The 13524-nt window shown below is 72.2% G+C and carries 12 protein-coding genes; 3 read left to right on the top strand and 9 right to left on the bottom strand.

What is annotated here, in order from left to right:
• Positions 1-449: 449 nt before the first annotated feature.
• Positions 450-1862: a MocR-like pyridoxine biosynthesis transcription factor PdxR gene (gene pdxR, locus JIAGA_RS0105845; protein ID WP_026874944.1), complete on the bottom strand. Its 1413-nt coding sequence runs from the start codon at positions 1860-1862 to the stop codon at positions 450-452.
• 47 nt (positions 1863-1909) lie between these two features.
• Here pdxR and JIAGA_RS0105850 point away from each other — a divergent pair, with 47 nt between their 5' ends.
• Positions 1910-3229, top strand: coding sequence for an FAD-binding oxidoreductase (locus tag JIAGA_RS0105850; RefSeq protein ID WP_026874945.1), 1320 nt, complete (start codon positions 1910-1912; stop codon positions 3227-3229).
• Positions 3230-3320: 91 nt separating this feature from the next.
• On the opposite strand, the gene JIAGA_RS0105855 is transcribed toward JIAGA_RS0105850, so the two are convergent.
• The 7 genes from JIAGA_RS0105855 to JIAGA_RS0105885 all read right to left on the bottom strand — a co-directional run bounded on the left by JIAGA_RS0105855 (position 3321) and on the right by JIAGA_RS0105885 (position 8135).
• Positions 3321-4079 carry a class I SAM-dependent methyltransferase gene (locus tag JIAGA_RS0105855; RefSeq protein WP_026874946.1) on the bottom strand — a complete coding sequence of 253 codons (759 nt, stop codon included), beginning with the start codon at positions 4077-4079 and terminating at the stop codon, positions 3321-3323.
• Positions 4080-4094: 15 nt separating this feature from the next.
• On the bottom strand, positions 4095-4397 hold the full coding sequence (locus JIAGA_RS0105860; protein WP_157552757.1) for a hypothetical protein: 303 nt from the start codon (positions 4395-4397) through the stop codon (positions 4095-4097).
• Positions 4398-4576: 179 nt separating this feature from the next.
• A complete protein-coding gene (locus JIAGA_RS0105865) occupies positions 4577-5803 on the bottom strand; it encodes an RNA polymerase sigma factor (RefSeq protein ID WP_026874948.1) in 1227 nt (408 codons plus the stop codon).
• A 2-nt stretch (positions 5804-5805) separates the two neighbouring features.
• On the bottom strand, positions 5806-6156 hold the full coding sequence (locus JIAGA_RS0105870; RefSeq protein WP_026874949.1) for a YciI family protein: 351 nt from the start codon (positions 6154-6156) through the stop codon (positions 5806-5808).
• Positions 6157-6288: 132 nt separating this feature from the next.
• The gene (locus JIAGA_RS0105875; RefSeq protein WP_026874950.1) at positions 6289-6867 is read right to left on the bottom strand and encodes a dihydrofolate reductase family protein; all 579 of its coding nucleotides are present in this window, start codon (positions 6865-6867) and stop codon (positions 6289-6291) included.
• 24 nt (positions 6868-6891) lie between these two features.
• Complete coding sequence (locus JIAGA_RS0105880) at positions 6892-7497, bottom strand: dihydrofolate reductase family protein (RefSeq protein ID WP_026874951.1); 606 nt, start codon at positions 7495-7497, stop codon at positions 6892-6894.
• Between the two features lie 152 nt (positions 7498-7649).
• A complete protein-coding gene (locus tag JIAGA_RS0105885) occupies positions 7650-8135 on the bottom strand; it encodes a MarR family winged helix-turn-helix transcriptional regulator (RefSeq protein ID WP_026874952.1) in 486 nt (161 codons plus the stop codon).
• Between the two features lie 321 nt (positions 8136-8456).
• Between JIAGA_RS0105885 and JIAGA_RS0105890 the strand changes: the two genes are divergently transcribed.
• A complete protein-coding gene (locus JIAGA_RS0105890; protein WP_026874953.1) occupies positions 8457-8657 on the top strand; it encodes a cold-shock protein in 201 nt (66 codons plus the stop codon).
• Between the two features lie 82 nt (positions 8658-8739).
• Here the strand turns inward: JIAGA_RS0105890 and JIAGA_RS0105895 are convergent, their stop codons facing one another.
• Positions 8740-10428: a DEAD/DEAH box helicase gene (locus JIAGA_RS0105895; RefSeq protein WP_026874954.1), complete on the bottom strand. Its 1689-nt coding sequence runs from the start codon at positions 10426-10428 to the stop codon at positions 8740-8742.
• A gap of 144 nt (positions 10429-10572) precedes the next feature.
• Between JIAGA_RS0105895 and JIAGA_RS0105900 the strand changes: the two genes are divergently transcribed.
• The gene (locus JIAGA_RS0105900; protein ID WP_026874955.1) at positions 10573-13494 is read left to right on the top strand and encodes an ATP-binding protein; all 2922 of its coding nucleotides are present in this window, start codon (positions 10573-10575) and stop codon (positions 13492-13494) included.
• Positions 13495-13524: the final 30 nt, after the last annotated feature.

The following is a 13524-nucleotide window of genomic DNA, read 5'->3' on the forward strand; positions in this document are numbered from 1 at the left end:
TCGTCGTTGTGTCACCTGATCGCCTCGGTGTGGACGATCAGGTGTCCCGGACGCCGACCATCGGCGCGCGTGGCCCACCTGATCATCGCCAACATGTGGATCCGAAACGATCAGGTGACCTCGACGCGCCGTTCAGCGCCGGAAGGTCGCCTGATCGCCAGGCCGCGGCCGGAATGCGCGTAGTGGCCGATGACTTTCTGGTTGCTTGCCAGTGAGGCGCGAAGAGTACCCGCCTGCGGTGGCGTCGGTCGCCGGAGCTGGGCGCCGGGCCGAACCGGCTGGCCGCGGGTGACGATTCGCGCTGACGCGCCAGGTCAGGCCGCTCGGTCAGCCTGCGCGGACATGAAAGGGCCGCCCTACCAATTTGGGGGGCAAAACGGCAGGGCGGCCACGTGAATCCACTGTAACTCACCGTGACGGTGTTGCGCATCCTTAAGTGGTGAGATGCTTCACATCGCGCGCAGCTGGCCCATCGCGGCGGCCAGCAACTCCACGCCGTCGCGCACGGCGCGTTCGCTCAACGCCGAGTACCCGAAGATCAGCCCGCCGGGTCCGGGCCCGCCCAGCCGGTACGGGCCGACACCGTGAACGCGGACGCCGCGGCGCCCGGCCGCCGCCACGACATCGTCCTCGTCGAGTCCCGGCGGCAGCCACGCCACCAGGTGCAGGCCCGCGGAGACGCCGGCGGGTTCGAGGTCGGGGAGCAGGGCACCGAGCGCGGCCAGCAGGGCGTCGCGTCGGCGCCGGTACGCCGGTCGCATCCGCCGCAGGTGCCGGTCGAACTCCCCGTGCGCGACGAAGTCGGCGAAGGCCAGCTGGTCCAGGACCGGCGAACCGCGGTCGACGGCCAGTTTGGCGGCCGCCACTTCGTCGACGAGGCCCCGCGGCAGCACCAGCCACCCCAGCCGCAGCCCGGGCGCCAGGGTCTTGCTGGCCGAGCCCGCGTAGGCCACGCGGTCGGGCGCCAGGCCCTGCATCGCGCCGATCGGAGCGCGGTCGTAGCGGTACTCCGCGTCGTAGTCGTCCTCGACGACCAGGGCGTCGTTGCGTTCGGCCCATCTCAGTACCGCGGCCCGGCGCTCGGCGGGCAGCACCGCGCCGGTGGGCCACTGGTGCGACGGGGTCAGCACGACGGCGTCCGCGGGCGTCGCGTCCAGCAGGTCGGTGCGGATGCCGTCGGCGTCGACCGGCACCCCGACGACCTCCAGCCCGGCTGCCGCCGCGAGCGGGCGGACGTCGTCGTCGGCGGACGGGTCCTCGACGACGAGCCGCCGGGCGCCACGTGCGGCGAGCACCTGCACGAGCAGCGCGACACCCTGCGCGTATCCGGTGCAGACGACGACGGTGCCGGGCGTGGCCGCGGTGCCCCGAACCCGGTTGAGGTAGTCGGTCAGGGCGTCGTGCAGCTCGGGCACTCCGCGGCCGCTGAGGTAGCCGAACCGTTCGTTGGGTGCCGCGGCGAAGGCGCGGCGGATCGAGCGCATCCAGGCGGTGCGGGGGAAGTTCGACACGTCGTAGCGGCCGTAGCCGAAGTCGACGCGTGGGGCCGGTGGCGGCGCCGCCGCCGCGGTGGTCCGCTGACCGACCGGCCCGATGGCCACCTCGGTGTAGCCGCCGGGCCGGCTGGTGAGGTACCCCTCCGCGACGAGCTGCTGGTACGCCTCGACGACGACGCCACGTGAGACGCCGAGATCGGCGGCCAGCGTCCGGGTCGGCGGCAGGCTGGTGCCCAGCCGCAGCCGCCCGGAGCGGACGCCGTCGCGCACCGCGGCCGCGAGCTGGCGGTGGAGGGGCACGGCAGTGGCCCGGTCGAGCTGCACGAGCAGCCCGCCGGGTGGCGAATTGGTCCGGCTTCCCGCCACGGCATTGGACCTTATCGCGAGTACCGGTCGCTGCCAGGCTCGAAGCCATGACGACGTACACCCGGATCCGAGAGCAGCTCGACGGCCAGTTGGTCCTGCCGGGCGACGAACACTACGACCGTGCCCGCACGGTCTGGAACGCGATGGTCGATCGCCGGCCGCGGATGATCGTGCGCTGCGCGAGCGTCGGCGACGTCGTGGCGGCGGTGCGCACGGCCCGCGAGCTGGGCCTGGAGATCGGGGTCCGGTGCGGCGGGCACGGTGTGTTGGGGCTGGCGGTGCCCGCGGACGGCGTGATGATCGACCTGACCCCGATGAACGGCGTGCGGGTCGACGCGGAGCGGCGGCGGGCCGTCGTCCAGGGCGGTGCGCTGCTGGGCGCGCTCGACGCCGCGGCGCAGCGGCACGGCCTGGCCACCACCGCCGGCAACGTGTCGCACACCGGGGTGGGTGGGCTCACCCTCGGCGGCGGCATGGGCTGGCTGGCCCGTCAGTACGGCCTGACGTGCGACAACGTCGTCTCGTACGAGGTGGTGACGGCTGCCGGTGACGTCGTGCGCGCCAGCCGCAGCGAGAACCCCGACCTGTTCTGGGGACTGCGCGGCGGCGGCGGCAACTTCGGCATCGTCACGTCGTTCGAGTTCCAGCTGCACCCGGTGGGCACCCGCGCGTTCGTCGCGGAACTGTCGTATCCGCTGGAGCGGGCCGCCGCCGTGCTGCGCGGCTGGCGCGACCTCAGTACGCAGGCGCCGCGGGCGGCGACGTTCGCCGTGTCACTGGGCGGCGGGCTCGCCACCGTCGGCTTAGTCTGGGTCGGCCGGCCCGACGGTGCGTCGTCGCTGGTGCCGGAGCTGCGGGCGCTGGGCGCTCCGGTGACGGAGAACGTCGGTGAACTGTCCTACGTGGACCTGCAGCGGCGCGAGGACAGCCCGGAGGGGTACTCGATGCGCCGGTACTGGAAGGGCCACTACCTGCACGGCCTGCCCGACGCCGCCGTCGACGCGCTGGTCGAGCACGCCGCGAACGGGGTGGGCGTCAGTCTGCAGGCCTACGGGGGCACGATCGCCGACGTCCCCGACGAGGACTCCGCGTTCAGCCAGCGCGACGCCGCGTTCGAGTACGTGGCGGCCGCGAAGTGGGCCGACCCGGCCGAGGACACCGAGCGGATGGCGTTGGCCCGCCGGTCGGCCGCGGCCATGGAACCGTTCGCCAGCGGCGCGTACGTCAACGCGCTCAGCGACGAAGGCAGCGCGGGGGTGCGGCGGGCGTACCGGCCGGCCAAGCTGGCACGGCTGCGCACCCTGAAGGCGGCCTACGACCCCGAGAACGTGTTCCACCTCAACCAGAACATCACCCCCGCGACCTGACCCGGCCGGCGCCCGACGCGATCCCACTTCTGGAGAGTTGCGCACCCTACGAGGAGAGTTTTGGCGTGGATAAGTCTCCAGAAGTGGGGTCTCAAGGGGAGGAGGGGCGGTGGCCGAGGAAGATGTCGCGCGGGGTGTGCGCGCCGTCGGCGACCTGCTCGCTGAGCGCCATCGGTTCGAAACCGGCATCGGTGAGCCGGCGGAACCACACGTCGCGGCTGAACAGGCCGGTGTCGTGGGTTTCGTGGACGCACTCGGTCCTGCCGTCGGCCGAGCGTAGGAGCAGCACGTACTCGGTTCGCACCCAGGTGTCGGCGGGGTCCGGGTCCCAGGTCCAGCCGAGGAACCGGGCACCGCGGCCGTCGGTGTCGTCCTCGCCGCCGTGCTCGGTGCTCTCCTGGAACGTCTCGGCGGTGTGGTCGGGGACGAAGACGGCGACGCCGCCGGGCCGGCAGTGCGCGAACGCGGTGGCGATGGACTGGACGAGATCGTCCTCGGTGACCATGTAGTCGACGGCGTCGTGGACGAACACGGCGTCGAAGTCGCGGCCCAGCCGGACCGTGCGCATGTCGGCCTGGTGGTGCTCGCACTCGGGGTTGAGCCGCCGCGACACGTCGAGCATCTCCGGCGACAGGTCGACCAGGGTGAGCGCGAAGTGCTGCTTCAGGTGGACGGCGTTGTGGCCGCCGCCGCTGCCCAGCTCCAGCACCTCCCGTACCGGCCGCTGCGCGGAGTTCAGCACGCTGGCGGCGAAGGCGGCCTCGTCGGCGTACTCGTCCGGCGGCGAGATCAGTGGCCACCAAGAGGCCAGGTCACCGTAGAAGCGGTACGGAGCGGACGGCTCAGGCATGCCGGAATCGTCGCATCAAGCGGTGTCGCCGGGGGCCGGGGGCCGTTGATGGCGCTGGACCGGCGGCGCCTCCGGCTCGGTACCCGGAGACCTGGCCTCCAGGAACGCCTCGATCTCCGCGATGCCGGCTTCGGCCTCGCGGGCGACGGCGTCACGGCGCCGTCGGGCGGGTGGTCCGGCCTTCTGCCAGATCGCGTGGACGCTGGAACCGCCGTAGAAGGCGGCGCCGACGACGGCAAAGCCGCTGACCGTCATCCACATGAGATATCGCAGGCCGTCGAACATCGCGTGCACGAGGTGTGCCGACCAATAGCTCACGTGGCTCACCTCCGCTCCGTTGCGGCTGCAGGCGACTTGCTGTCCACATACCCACCGTGAACAGTTCGTCACCACCGAGAGTACGTCGATTTATATAGCAGGAACACCGCAGCGCGCCAGCGATGGCGCGTCGAGGTCTCCGACCTGGCCGGATCCGGGCAGATCCATCCGCGCGGGCGCTACCCGAGCTGGTCGCGGCGGCGGGTCAGGTAGGCGGTCTCGGCGGTGTTGCCCGCCAGCTCGATGGCTCTGTCGTACGCGGCGCGCGCCTGCCGGCCGCGGCCCAGCCTGCGCAGGAGGTCGGCGCGGGTCGCGTGGTAGGCGTGATAGCCGGCCAACGTGTCGTCGAGCCGGTCAACGGCGGCAAGCGCCACCTCGGGGCCGTCCAGCTCGGCGACGGCGATGGCCCGGTTGAGGGCGACGATCGGCGACGGGTCGAGCCGGACGAGCTGGTCGTAGAGGGCGACGACCTGCGACCAGTCGGTGTCGCGCATGTCGCGGGCGGAGGTGTGCACGGCGTTGATCGCGGCGAGGATCTGATAGCGACCCGGAGCCACCCCGGCGGCCAGGCGCTCGCGCACCAGCCGGTGGCCCTCGGCGATGAGCGCCGCGTCCCAGGCCCCACGGTCCTGCTCGCCGAGGGTGACCAGTTCGCCGCCGGCCGACACGCGGGCGGTGCGGCGGGCCTCGGTGAGCAGCATCAGAGCCAGCAGCCCGGCCACCTCACCGTCCTGCGGCAGGAGGGCGCGGACCAGGCGGGTGAGCCGGATCGCCTCGGCGGTCAGGTCGTGGCGTACGGGGTCGGAGTCCGGGCCGCTGGCTAGGTAGCCCTCGTTGAAGACGAGGAAGAGGACGGCGAGAACGCCGGAGACGCGTGCCGGGAGGTCGTCCGCGCCCGGTACCCGGTAGGGGATGCGAGCGGCCTTGATCTTGGCCTTCGCGCGGGTGATCCGCTGGCCCATGGCGGTCTCCTGCACCAGGAAGGCGCGGGCGATCTCGGGCACGGTCAGACCGCCGACCATGCGCAGCGTCAGCGCCACGCGGGACTCCATCGCGAGCGCCGGGTGACAGCAGGTGAAGATCAGCCGGAGCCGCTCGTCGTCGATGGCGCCGAGAGGCTCGACCGGGTTGTCGTCGTACAGCATCCGAGCCTCCTTCTGTTTGTCGTCGCGCTTGTTCTCGCGCCGGATCCGGTCGATGGCCTTGCGGTTGGCGGTGGTGGTCAGCCAGGCGCCCGGGTTGGGCGGTACGCCGTCGGCCGGCCACCGCTCGACGGCGGTCGCGAACGCGTCGGCAGCGGCCTCCTCGGCGATGTCGAGGTCGCCGAACCGCCTGGCCAGGCCGGCGACCACCCGTGCCCATTCCTCGTGGTGGGCACGGGTGATCGCTTCCCGGACGTCGACCATGCTCACAGGAGCGGCCGCACCTCGATCCTCCGGTTGCAGGCCTTCGAGCCCTCGGCCGCGAGCTGGAGCGCCACGTCGAGATCGGGAGCCTCGATGACCCAGAAGCCGCCGAGGTGCTCCTTGGACTCCAGGAAGGGTCCGTCGGTGAACATCGCCTCCCCGCCCCGGTTGTCGACGATGGTGGCCGTGTTGGGCGACGCGAGGCCACCGGCGAAGACCCAGCGACCCTCCGCAGTGAGCCGGTCGTTGAACGCGTTGATCGCGGCCTGCTCCTCCGGAGTGGCGGAGCCGGCCTCGTCCGCTCGGACGCCACCCGGCAGGAACTGCTCGATCACGGAAACGAGGTACTGCATCTGAAGACCATCTCCTATGGTCGGGGCGCCCCTCGTGGGCAGCCTCTCATCCTTGCTGCGAACATCGCGGCCCCGAGCCGACACCGCTTCCCAGGCCGCGGGGAGAATCTCCGGGCAGGTGCCTGGATGCACTCAGACGTGCAGGGTGGGCCGGTAGACGAGTTCCTGGATGTGGCCGTCGAGTGTTCGGTGCTCGATGAGCTCGAGGTCGAAGTCGGCTGCGTTCTGGAAGATCGGGTCCGCTCCGGTCTGGCCGGTGATCACCGGGAAGAGCGTGACCTGCACGCGGTCGACCAGGCCGGCGGCCATCAGCGCGCGGTTCATCGACAGGCTGCCGTGTGAGCGCAACGGCACCTCGGACTCCTCCTTGAGCCGGGCGACGACGTCGACGGCGTCACCGCTCGCGACGGTCGCGTCGGGCCAGTCGAGCGGCCCTTCCAGGGTGGTCGACACCACCGTTGCCGGTAGGTTCCTCATCCGGGTGACCCATGGGTCGCGGACCTCGGAGTCCTCGGTGCTGGAGGCCAGCATCTGCGCGAACGCCCGGTACGTGTTGGCCCCGAAGACCATCCGCTGTTCGTCGCGGTACAGGGCGAGGCGATGGTCGAGCAGCTCGGGGCCTTGCTTGCCCCAGTAGCCGGTCCAGTTGCCGGTGGCGGCGCCGAAGCCGTCGAGGCTGGAAAAGACGTCGAACGTGTAGGTAGCGGTCATGGTGCTCTCCTCGAGTCACGTGGTTCAGGCCGAGTACTGCGGGCGCCCGGCCGGCCGGTAGGTGTGGGCTGTGATGCCGCTGGTGAAGGCTCGCGAGTCGACCAGATCGAGCGCCGCGTCCGGGCCGGCGTCGGGGAACAACCGGGTGCCCTGGCCGACGACCACGGGGTAGGTGAGCAGGATGATCTCATCGACCAGGTGGTTGTCGAGCAGCCAGCGGACCAGTCTGCCGCTGCCGTGCACCTGCAGCTCACCGCCCGGGCTGGCTTTGAGCTCGCCCACGGAGGCCGCGGCGTCGCCGGAGAGGACGGTCGTTTCCGCCCATTGCGGGTCGGTGAGCGTCGTCGAGGCCACGTACTTGGGGCGCGTGTTCAACGCCGTCCAGATGGGGCTGTCGCCCGGATCTGCCCACGTCCCCCAGGAGCCGGCGAAGATCTCGTAGGTCTGCCGGCCGAACAGGAACGCGTCGGCGCGCTGGTAGACCTGACCGAGGAACGTCTCGGCCTCGCCTTCGAACAGCGGCAGGGCCCATCCGCCGCGCTCGAATCCGTTCCGGCGGTCTTCGTCCGCCCCGCCGAGTCCCTGCATCACCCCGTCGACGGAGACATTGGTGACGGTCGTCAGTTTCATGATCGCGGTTTCCTTGTCCTCGCGGCGCCCCTCGCAGGCGACCTCTTACCCCTGCTACGAACGCCGCTGCCCCGATCCGACACTGCGCCCCGGTTTCCTTCGGATCTTTTCGTCTGCCGGACGCTCGGATCGTTCCCAGACCTGCGTTCGGCTCAGAAAAGGCGCTCCACCAAGTCGGAGAGGTGCCGCAGCAGGGGTACGACGAGCGCTCGCTCGGCCGGGGAGAGGTCGTCCCAGGCGCCCGCGAGGTGCCCGGCTACGACGTCGCGTTTGGCCGCGAGCAGTTCCGTGCCCCGCTCGGTCAGTTCCAGGGCGTGCCGCCGGCCGTCGCCGCCGTTGTCGCCGTGACGGACCAGGCCGTCGCGGATCAGCGCACCGGCACTGCGGGTGACGGTGGGCTGGGTCAGCCCGGTCAACTGCGCAACCGCACCGACGCCGTCGCGGCCGCATTCCTCGATGGCGTCGAGCAACACCAGCTGTGGCACGGTGATGTCGTCGAACAGGGGCTGCAGCCGGCCGCGGGTGCGCCGGGCGGTCGCGAGGAACGCCATGAGCGCATCGGCGAACTCGCGCGCTTCGCCGCCGGACGTGGTCACCGTACGGCCCAGTGCGCCGCTGGTATGCGTGTGATCGGCCATGCGGGACCTCCGTACTCCTCGAGTGGAATGAAACCACCAGCGGCCGCGGGCCGCTCGACCGAGTCCGTCTCAGGACCGGAACCCCGGGTCGGGAATGAACTCGGGAGAGGATGGGTTGTACGGGACGGTCGTAGTTTTTGTGTTGTCGTGTTCCGCACGCTCGCACGGAACTTTCGTTGCGGGCGCGCTGCTTGCGTTCATTGCTCTTCCGTCCGAGGAACCATCTCGGGCGTCAGGTCACTGGAGAAGTTGCGTCGTCTAGAACCGGCCCGGGACCACCGCACGGTGCGGTGCCCGTATCCAGCCCTGTGAGGAGCATTCATGACTCAGGGAACTGTCAAGTGGTTCAACGCGGAGAAGGGCTTCGGCTTCATCTCCCGCGAGGACGGACCGGACGTGTTCGTGCACTACTCCGAGATCGACGGCGCCGGCTTCCGGAGCCTCGAGGAGGACCAGCGCGTCGAGTTCGAGCTCGCGCAAGGCCCGAAGGGTCCGCAGGCCACGAGCGTTCGCGCCGTCTGATCCGCTGGTAGGCAACGCCTACCGAGGACCTGACTGACGAGGGGCCGGCACCATCAGGTGCCGGCCCCTTCTCGCGTCCGCACTACCGGGTCGCGGACCGTTTCGACGGGTACCGCTCGCGACGCACGGTCGCCTTCCGGCCCTTGATCGTGGTGCTCCGCATCGCCGCGATGACCTCGTCGGCCGTCGCCTCCGGAACCTCCACGAGCGAGAACCGGTCAGCGATCTCGATCGCGCCGATGTCGCGACCGGTCAGGCGGGACTCCCCGGCGATCGCGCCGACGAGGTCCTGCGGCCGGATTCCGGCCCGCCGCCCGACGCCCAGATAGATGCGCGTGGTGGCGGCGTTCGGATCGCCGCCGCGTTGCCGGCCGGCCTTCGCCGACCGCTGCTTCCGCCCGTCGGCGGAGACGGGGGCGACCTCGGGGATGTCCTCCTCGTCCGTTCCGCCGGTGGTGGCCTCGTGCGCCAGCTTCACGCCGGCCAGGGCCACGTCGACGATGTCGAACTCGTCGGTCAGGGTCTCGATCACGGTGCGGAACTGCGCCAGGTCGTCGGTGAGCAGGATCTCCCGGAGCGCGGCACGCGTCAGGTCGAGCCGGCGCGTGCGCAGCTCGGCGACGGTGGGCACCTTCTCAACCGCGATGCGTTGCTTCGTCAGACGTTCGATCGCCTTGAGCATGCGGTGTTCACGCGGCTCCGCGAGCGTGATCGCCACGCCTTCTCGCCCCGCACGCCCGACCCGGCCGATCCGGTGGACGTACGCCTCCGCCGCGGCGGGCACGTTGTAGTTCACGACGTGCGTGAGCTGCTCGATGTCCAGTCCCCGGGCGGCGACGTCGGTGGCGACGACCAGTTCTGTCGTGGCGGCACGCAGCCGCCCCATCACCCGGTTCCGCTGCTCCTGGTCCATCCCGCCGTGCAGGGCCTCGGCCCGGTACCCGCGCCCGTTCAGCGCTTCCGTCAGCTCGTCGACCTCCTGCCGGGTGCGGCAGAACACGATGGCCGCCGCGGGCGCCTCGACGTCCAGCACCCGCCCGAGCACGGCGGGCTTGTGCGCCCGGGCGACGATGTACGCGCTCTGCCGAACCAGCGGCGTGCTGCCCTCACTCGTCGGGATGAGACCGATCTCGATCCGGACCGGGTCGCTCAGATGACGGCGCGCGATCCGGTCCAGCCGCGCCGGCATGGTGGCCGAGAACAGCACGGTCTGCCGGCCGGTGGGGGTCTGCTCCAGGATCGCCTCGATGTCCTCGGCGAAGCCCATGTCGAGCATCTCGTCCGCCTCGTCCAGCACGACCGTCTCCAGGCCGTCCAGGTTCAGCGTGCCCCGGGCGATGTGGTCCAGGGCGCGACCGGGCGTGGCGACGACGACGTCGACCCCGCGCGCGAGCGCCGCCAGCTGCCGCCCGATGGGCTGCCCGCCGTAGACCGGGAGCACCCGCACCCCGAGTTCGCGGCCGTAGCGGTGGAACGCTTGTGAGACCTGTTCGGCGAGTTCGCGAGTGGGCGTGAGCACCAGGGCGACGGGGCCGGCGCCCCGGCCGTCCGGGGACAGCCGCTGCAACACCGGCAGCGCGAACGCCGCCGTCTTCCCGGTACCGGTGGCGGCCTGGCCGAGGAGGTCCCGATCGGCCAGCAGCGGTGGGATCGCCGCGAGCTGGATAGGGGTGGGTTCCTCGTACCCCAGTGTCGACAGGGCGCGGATCAACTCCGGTCGCAACGCCAGATCGGCGAAACCGGCGCCGTCGTCGGGCTCGTTCACAGTCATCGATCGCCTACCGTACCCACTCCGTGCGACGACACCGGCATCGCTGATGGCCGCGCCCGATGCGGGCTCCCCTAAGCTGGCGGACGGTTGACCCGGCGGGCGAACCCGGTCGGCCACGGTGGCGCGGCGGCGACGGGAGGTCAGGTGGAACGTCAGCTTGCCCGCACCGCCCGCCCGATCGAATCGACCGGCCCCGCCTTCGTCGGCCGCGACCGCGAACTGGCGGCCGTCGCGGAAGCCCTCACCGGCGGGCCGGCGCTGGTGCTGGTGGAGGGCGAGGCCGGCATCGGCAAGACCCGTCTGCTGCAGGAGAGCCTGCGCGGACTCGACGAGCTGACCGTGCTGGCCGCTGCCTGCCCGCCCATGGCCGAGCCGTTCCCGCTAGGGCCCCTGGTCGATGCCCTGCACCGCCGCTCCATCGACGGCGTCGAGCTGACCCCGCTGGCCGGTGCGCTGCGGCCACTGTTCCCGGAGTGGGCCGAGCACCTGCCGCCGGCGCTGGAGCCGCTGGAGGATCCCAGCTCCACCCGGCACCGGCTGTTCCGGGCCCTCGTCGAGCTGGTCGAACGGTCCGGCGTCGACGTGCTGGTCCTGGAGGACGCGCACTGGGCCGACGCGGCCACCTTGGAGTTCCTGCCGATGCTGTGCGCCTCCAGCGACCGCGACCTCAGCCTGGTCGTCACCTACCGCGCCACCGACGTGCCGGCAGGGTCGCCGCTGCTGCGGCTCACGTCGCGCCCACCGGCCGGGCTGCGGAGGCTGAGCCTGACGCTGCAACCGCTCGGCGTCGACGCCACCACCGCGCTGGTGGCGTCCATCTTCGCCACCGACGACGTGTCGGCGGAGTTCGTCTCGTTCCTGCACCGGCACACAGGAGGCGTGCCGCTGGCGGTCGAGGAGAGCGTCTCACTGCTGCGCGACCGTGGCGACATCGTCCGCCGCGGCGGCGAGTGGTCGCGGCGCGCACTCGACGAGCTGCAGGTGCCGCCGACGGTGCGCGACTCGGTTCTCGAGCGGGTGGCCCGGCTGGCACCGGAGGCGCGGCGGATCCTGGCCGCGGCAGCCGTGCTGACGGATCCCGCCGACGAGCCGACCCTGGCCGCCGTCGCCGGCCTGGACGAAGAGGACGCCCGGTTCGGGCTGGCCGAGGCGCTCTCGTCCGGGCTGGTCCGCGAGGCCGCCGCGGGCCGGTTCGTGTGCCGGCACGCGCTGGCGTCCCGGGCCATCGAGGAGGCCACACCGGCGTCCGAACGCCGGCACCTGCACCGCAAGGCCGCCGAGGCGCTACAGGGCTCGGGGACGGCGCCGGTGGCCCGGCTCAGCCGGCACTACCGTGAGGCCGGCGACGTCGCCGCCTGGAGCCGGTACGCCGAGGCGGCCGCGGACCTGGCGCTGGAGTCCGGCGAGGACCGCGCCGCCGTCGTCGTCCTTCATGAGCTGCTCACCACGGCCGACCATCCGCCGGACCGGCATGCCCGCCTGGTGCGAAGCCTGGGCGAGGCCGCTACCTGGGGCGTCGCAGCCCTGGGCGACCTGGCGCTGGAGGTGGCCGAAACGCTGAGCTCTGCCCTGGAGCGCTACGACCTGCCGGCCGCCCAGCGCGGGGAGATCCGGGTGCTGTTGGGCCGGCTGTGGCTGCAACTCGGCGACTTCGACGCCGGCATCTCGCAGGTCGAGGCGGCGGTGGCCGACCTCGCCGAGCGGCCGGAACTCGCGGTCCGGGCGATGATCTCGCTTGCCTATCCGCGCGGCCACGACTGGCCGGTCAGCCGGCACCTGGAGTGGCTGGGCCGCGCCACCCGGGCCATGCCGCACCTGCCCGAGGCCGAGCGCGTCTGGTTCGACGTCGACCGCGCCAGCGCTCTGCTGATGATGGGTGAGGAGTCGGGTTGGTCGGCCGCGGCCGAGTTGGCCGGCGAGGCCACCACCCTGTTCGATCAGCGGCAACTGGCGCGCGGCCTGATGAACGTCGGCCACTCGGCCATCGGCTGGGGCCGCGACGACGACGCCCGCCGGCAGCTCGACCGGGCGATCGAGCTGCTCGCGTCCACCGGCTACCAGCGCCTCATGAACTCCGCCCTGATCACCCGGGCGCTCGTCGACTGGCATGCCGGTGCCTGGGACGGCCTGGCAGACCGGGTCGGTGAGCTGGCCGACAGCGACGACACCCTGCCCGAGGCGCTGCTCGAGGCGCGAATGCTGCTGGGCCTCGCCGGACTCGCCGACGGCCGGCGAGCGGACGCGGAGGAGCACCTGCGCACCGTCGTCGCGGAGGCGGGGCGGCGCGGCCTGGTCGACGTGCACGCCGCCCCCACCGGCGCGCTGGGCCGGCTGTATCTCGCCGACGACGCCGTCGACGACGCTCTGCAGGTCACCGGCCCGGCGATGGCGACCATCGTGCGCAAGGAGCTCTGGCTGTGGGCCGCCGACCTCGCGCCGGCACACGTCGAAGGGCTGGTGCGGGCGGGACGCCTGGCCGAGGCCGGTGAGCTGGTGGACCGGTTCGCCGCCGGGCTGGCCGGCCGGGACATGCCGGCCTCGCGGGCCGCGCTGCTGGTCTGCCAGGGACTGGTGGCCGCCGACGACGCCACGGCCGCGGACCTGTTCGGGCAGGCCGCCGAGGCCTGGTCGCGGCTGCCCCGTCCGTACGCGGAACTGCTCGCCCGGGAACGACGCGCCCGTAGCCTCCTGGCCGCAGGCAGTGCCGGCGACGCCGCGCTGGACCTGCTCACCTCGGTCCAGCGGCGGCTGCGGGAACTGGGCGCACGGTGGGACGCCGACCGGGTGGCCCAGCTGATGCGCGGGCAGGGTGTCGACGTTGCCCGCGCCTGGCGCGGCGGCCGGCGCGGCTACGGCGACCGGCTGTCGCCGCGGGAACTCGAGGTGGCCCGGCTGGTCGCGCAGGGGCTCACCAACCGGCAGGTCGCGGAGTCGCTCTACCTGTCGCCACGAACCGTCGACCGGCACCTGAGCGCCGCCATGCGGAAGCTGGCGGTGAGGTCGCGGACGGCGCTGGCGGTGGCCATCACCGCCGACGCGGCGGCCACCGACCCCAAGATTGGGTGATCTGCCCACTCGCGAGCGGCGCCTGCGAAG

This window comes from Jiangella gansuensis DSM 44835, assembly GCF_000515395.1.
GTDB classification, from domain to species: Bacteria; Actinomycetota; Actinomycetes; order Jiangellales; family Jiangellaceae; genus Jiangella; species Jiangella gansuensis.

Bases quoted from the DNA above. Each gene is read 5' to 3' on its own strand.
- JIAGA_RS0105885 (WP_026874952.1), bottom strand. From the start codon at position 8,135: ATGGCCGATCACACGCATACCAGCGGCGCACTGGGCCGTACGGTGACC.
- JIAGA_RS0105875 (WP_026874950.1), bottom strand. From the start codon at position 6,867: ATGACCGCTACCTACACGTTCGACGTCTTTTCCAGCCTCGACGGCTTC.
- JIAGA_RS0105890 (WP_026874953.1), top strand. From the start codon at position 8,457: ATGACTCAGGGAACTGTCAAGTGGTTCAACGCGGAGAAGGGCTTCGGC.
- JIAGA_RS0105855 (WP_026874946.1), bottom strand. From the start codon at position 4,079: ATGCCTGAGCCGTCCGCTCCGTACCGCTTCTACGGTGACCTGGCCTCT.
- JIAGA_RS0105850 (WP_026874945.1), top strand. From the start codon at position 1,910: ATGACGACGTACACCCGGATCCGAGAGCAGCTCGACGGCCAGTTGGTC.
- JIAGA_RS0105880 (WP_026874951.1), bottom strand. From the start codon at position 7,497: ATGAAACTGACGACCGTCACCAATGTCTCCGTCGACGGGGTGATGCAG.
- JIAGA_RS0105870 (WP_026874949.1), bottom strand. From the start codon at position 6,156: ATGCAGTACCTCGTTTCCGTGATCGAGCAGTTCCTGCCGGGTGGCGTC.
- JIAGA_RS0105865 (WP_026874948.1), bottom strand. From the start codon at position 5,803: ATGGTCGACGTCCGGGAAGCGATCACCCGTGCCCACCACGAGGAATGG.
- JIAGA_RS0105895 (WP_026874954.1), bottom strand. From the start codon at position 10,428: ATGACTGTGAACGAGCCCGACGACGGCGCCGGTTTCGCCGATCTGGCG.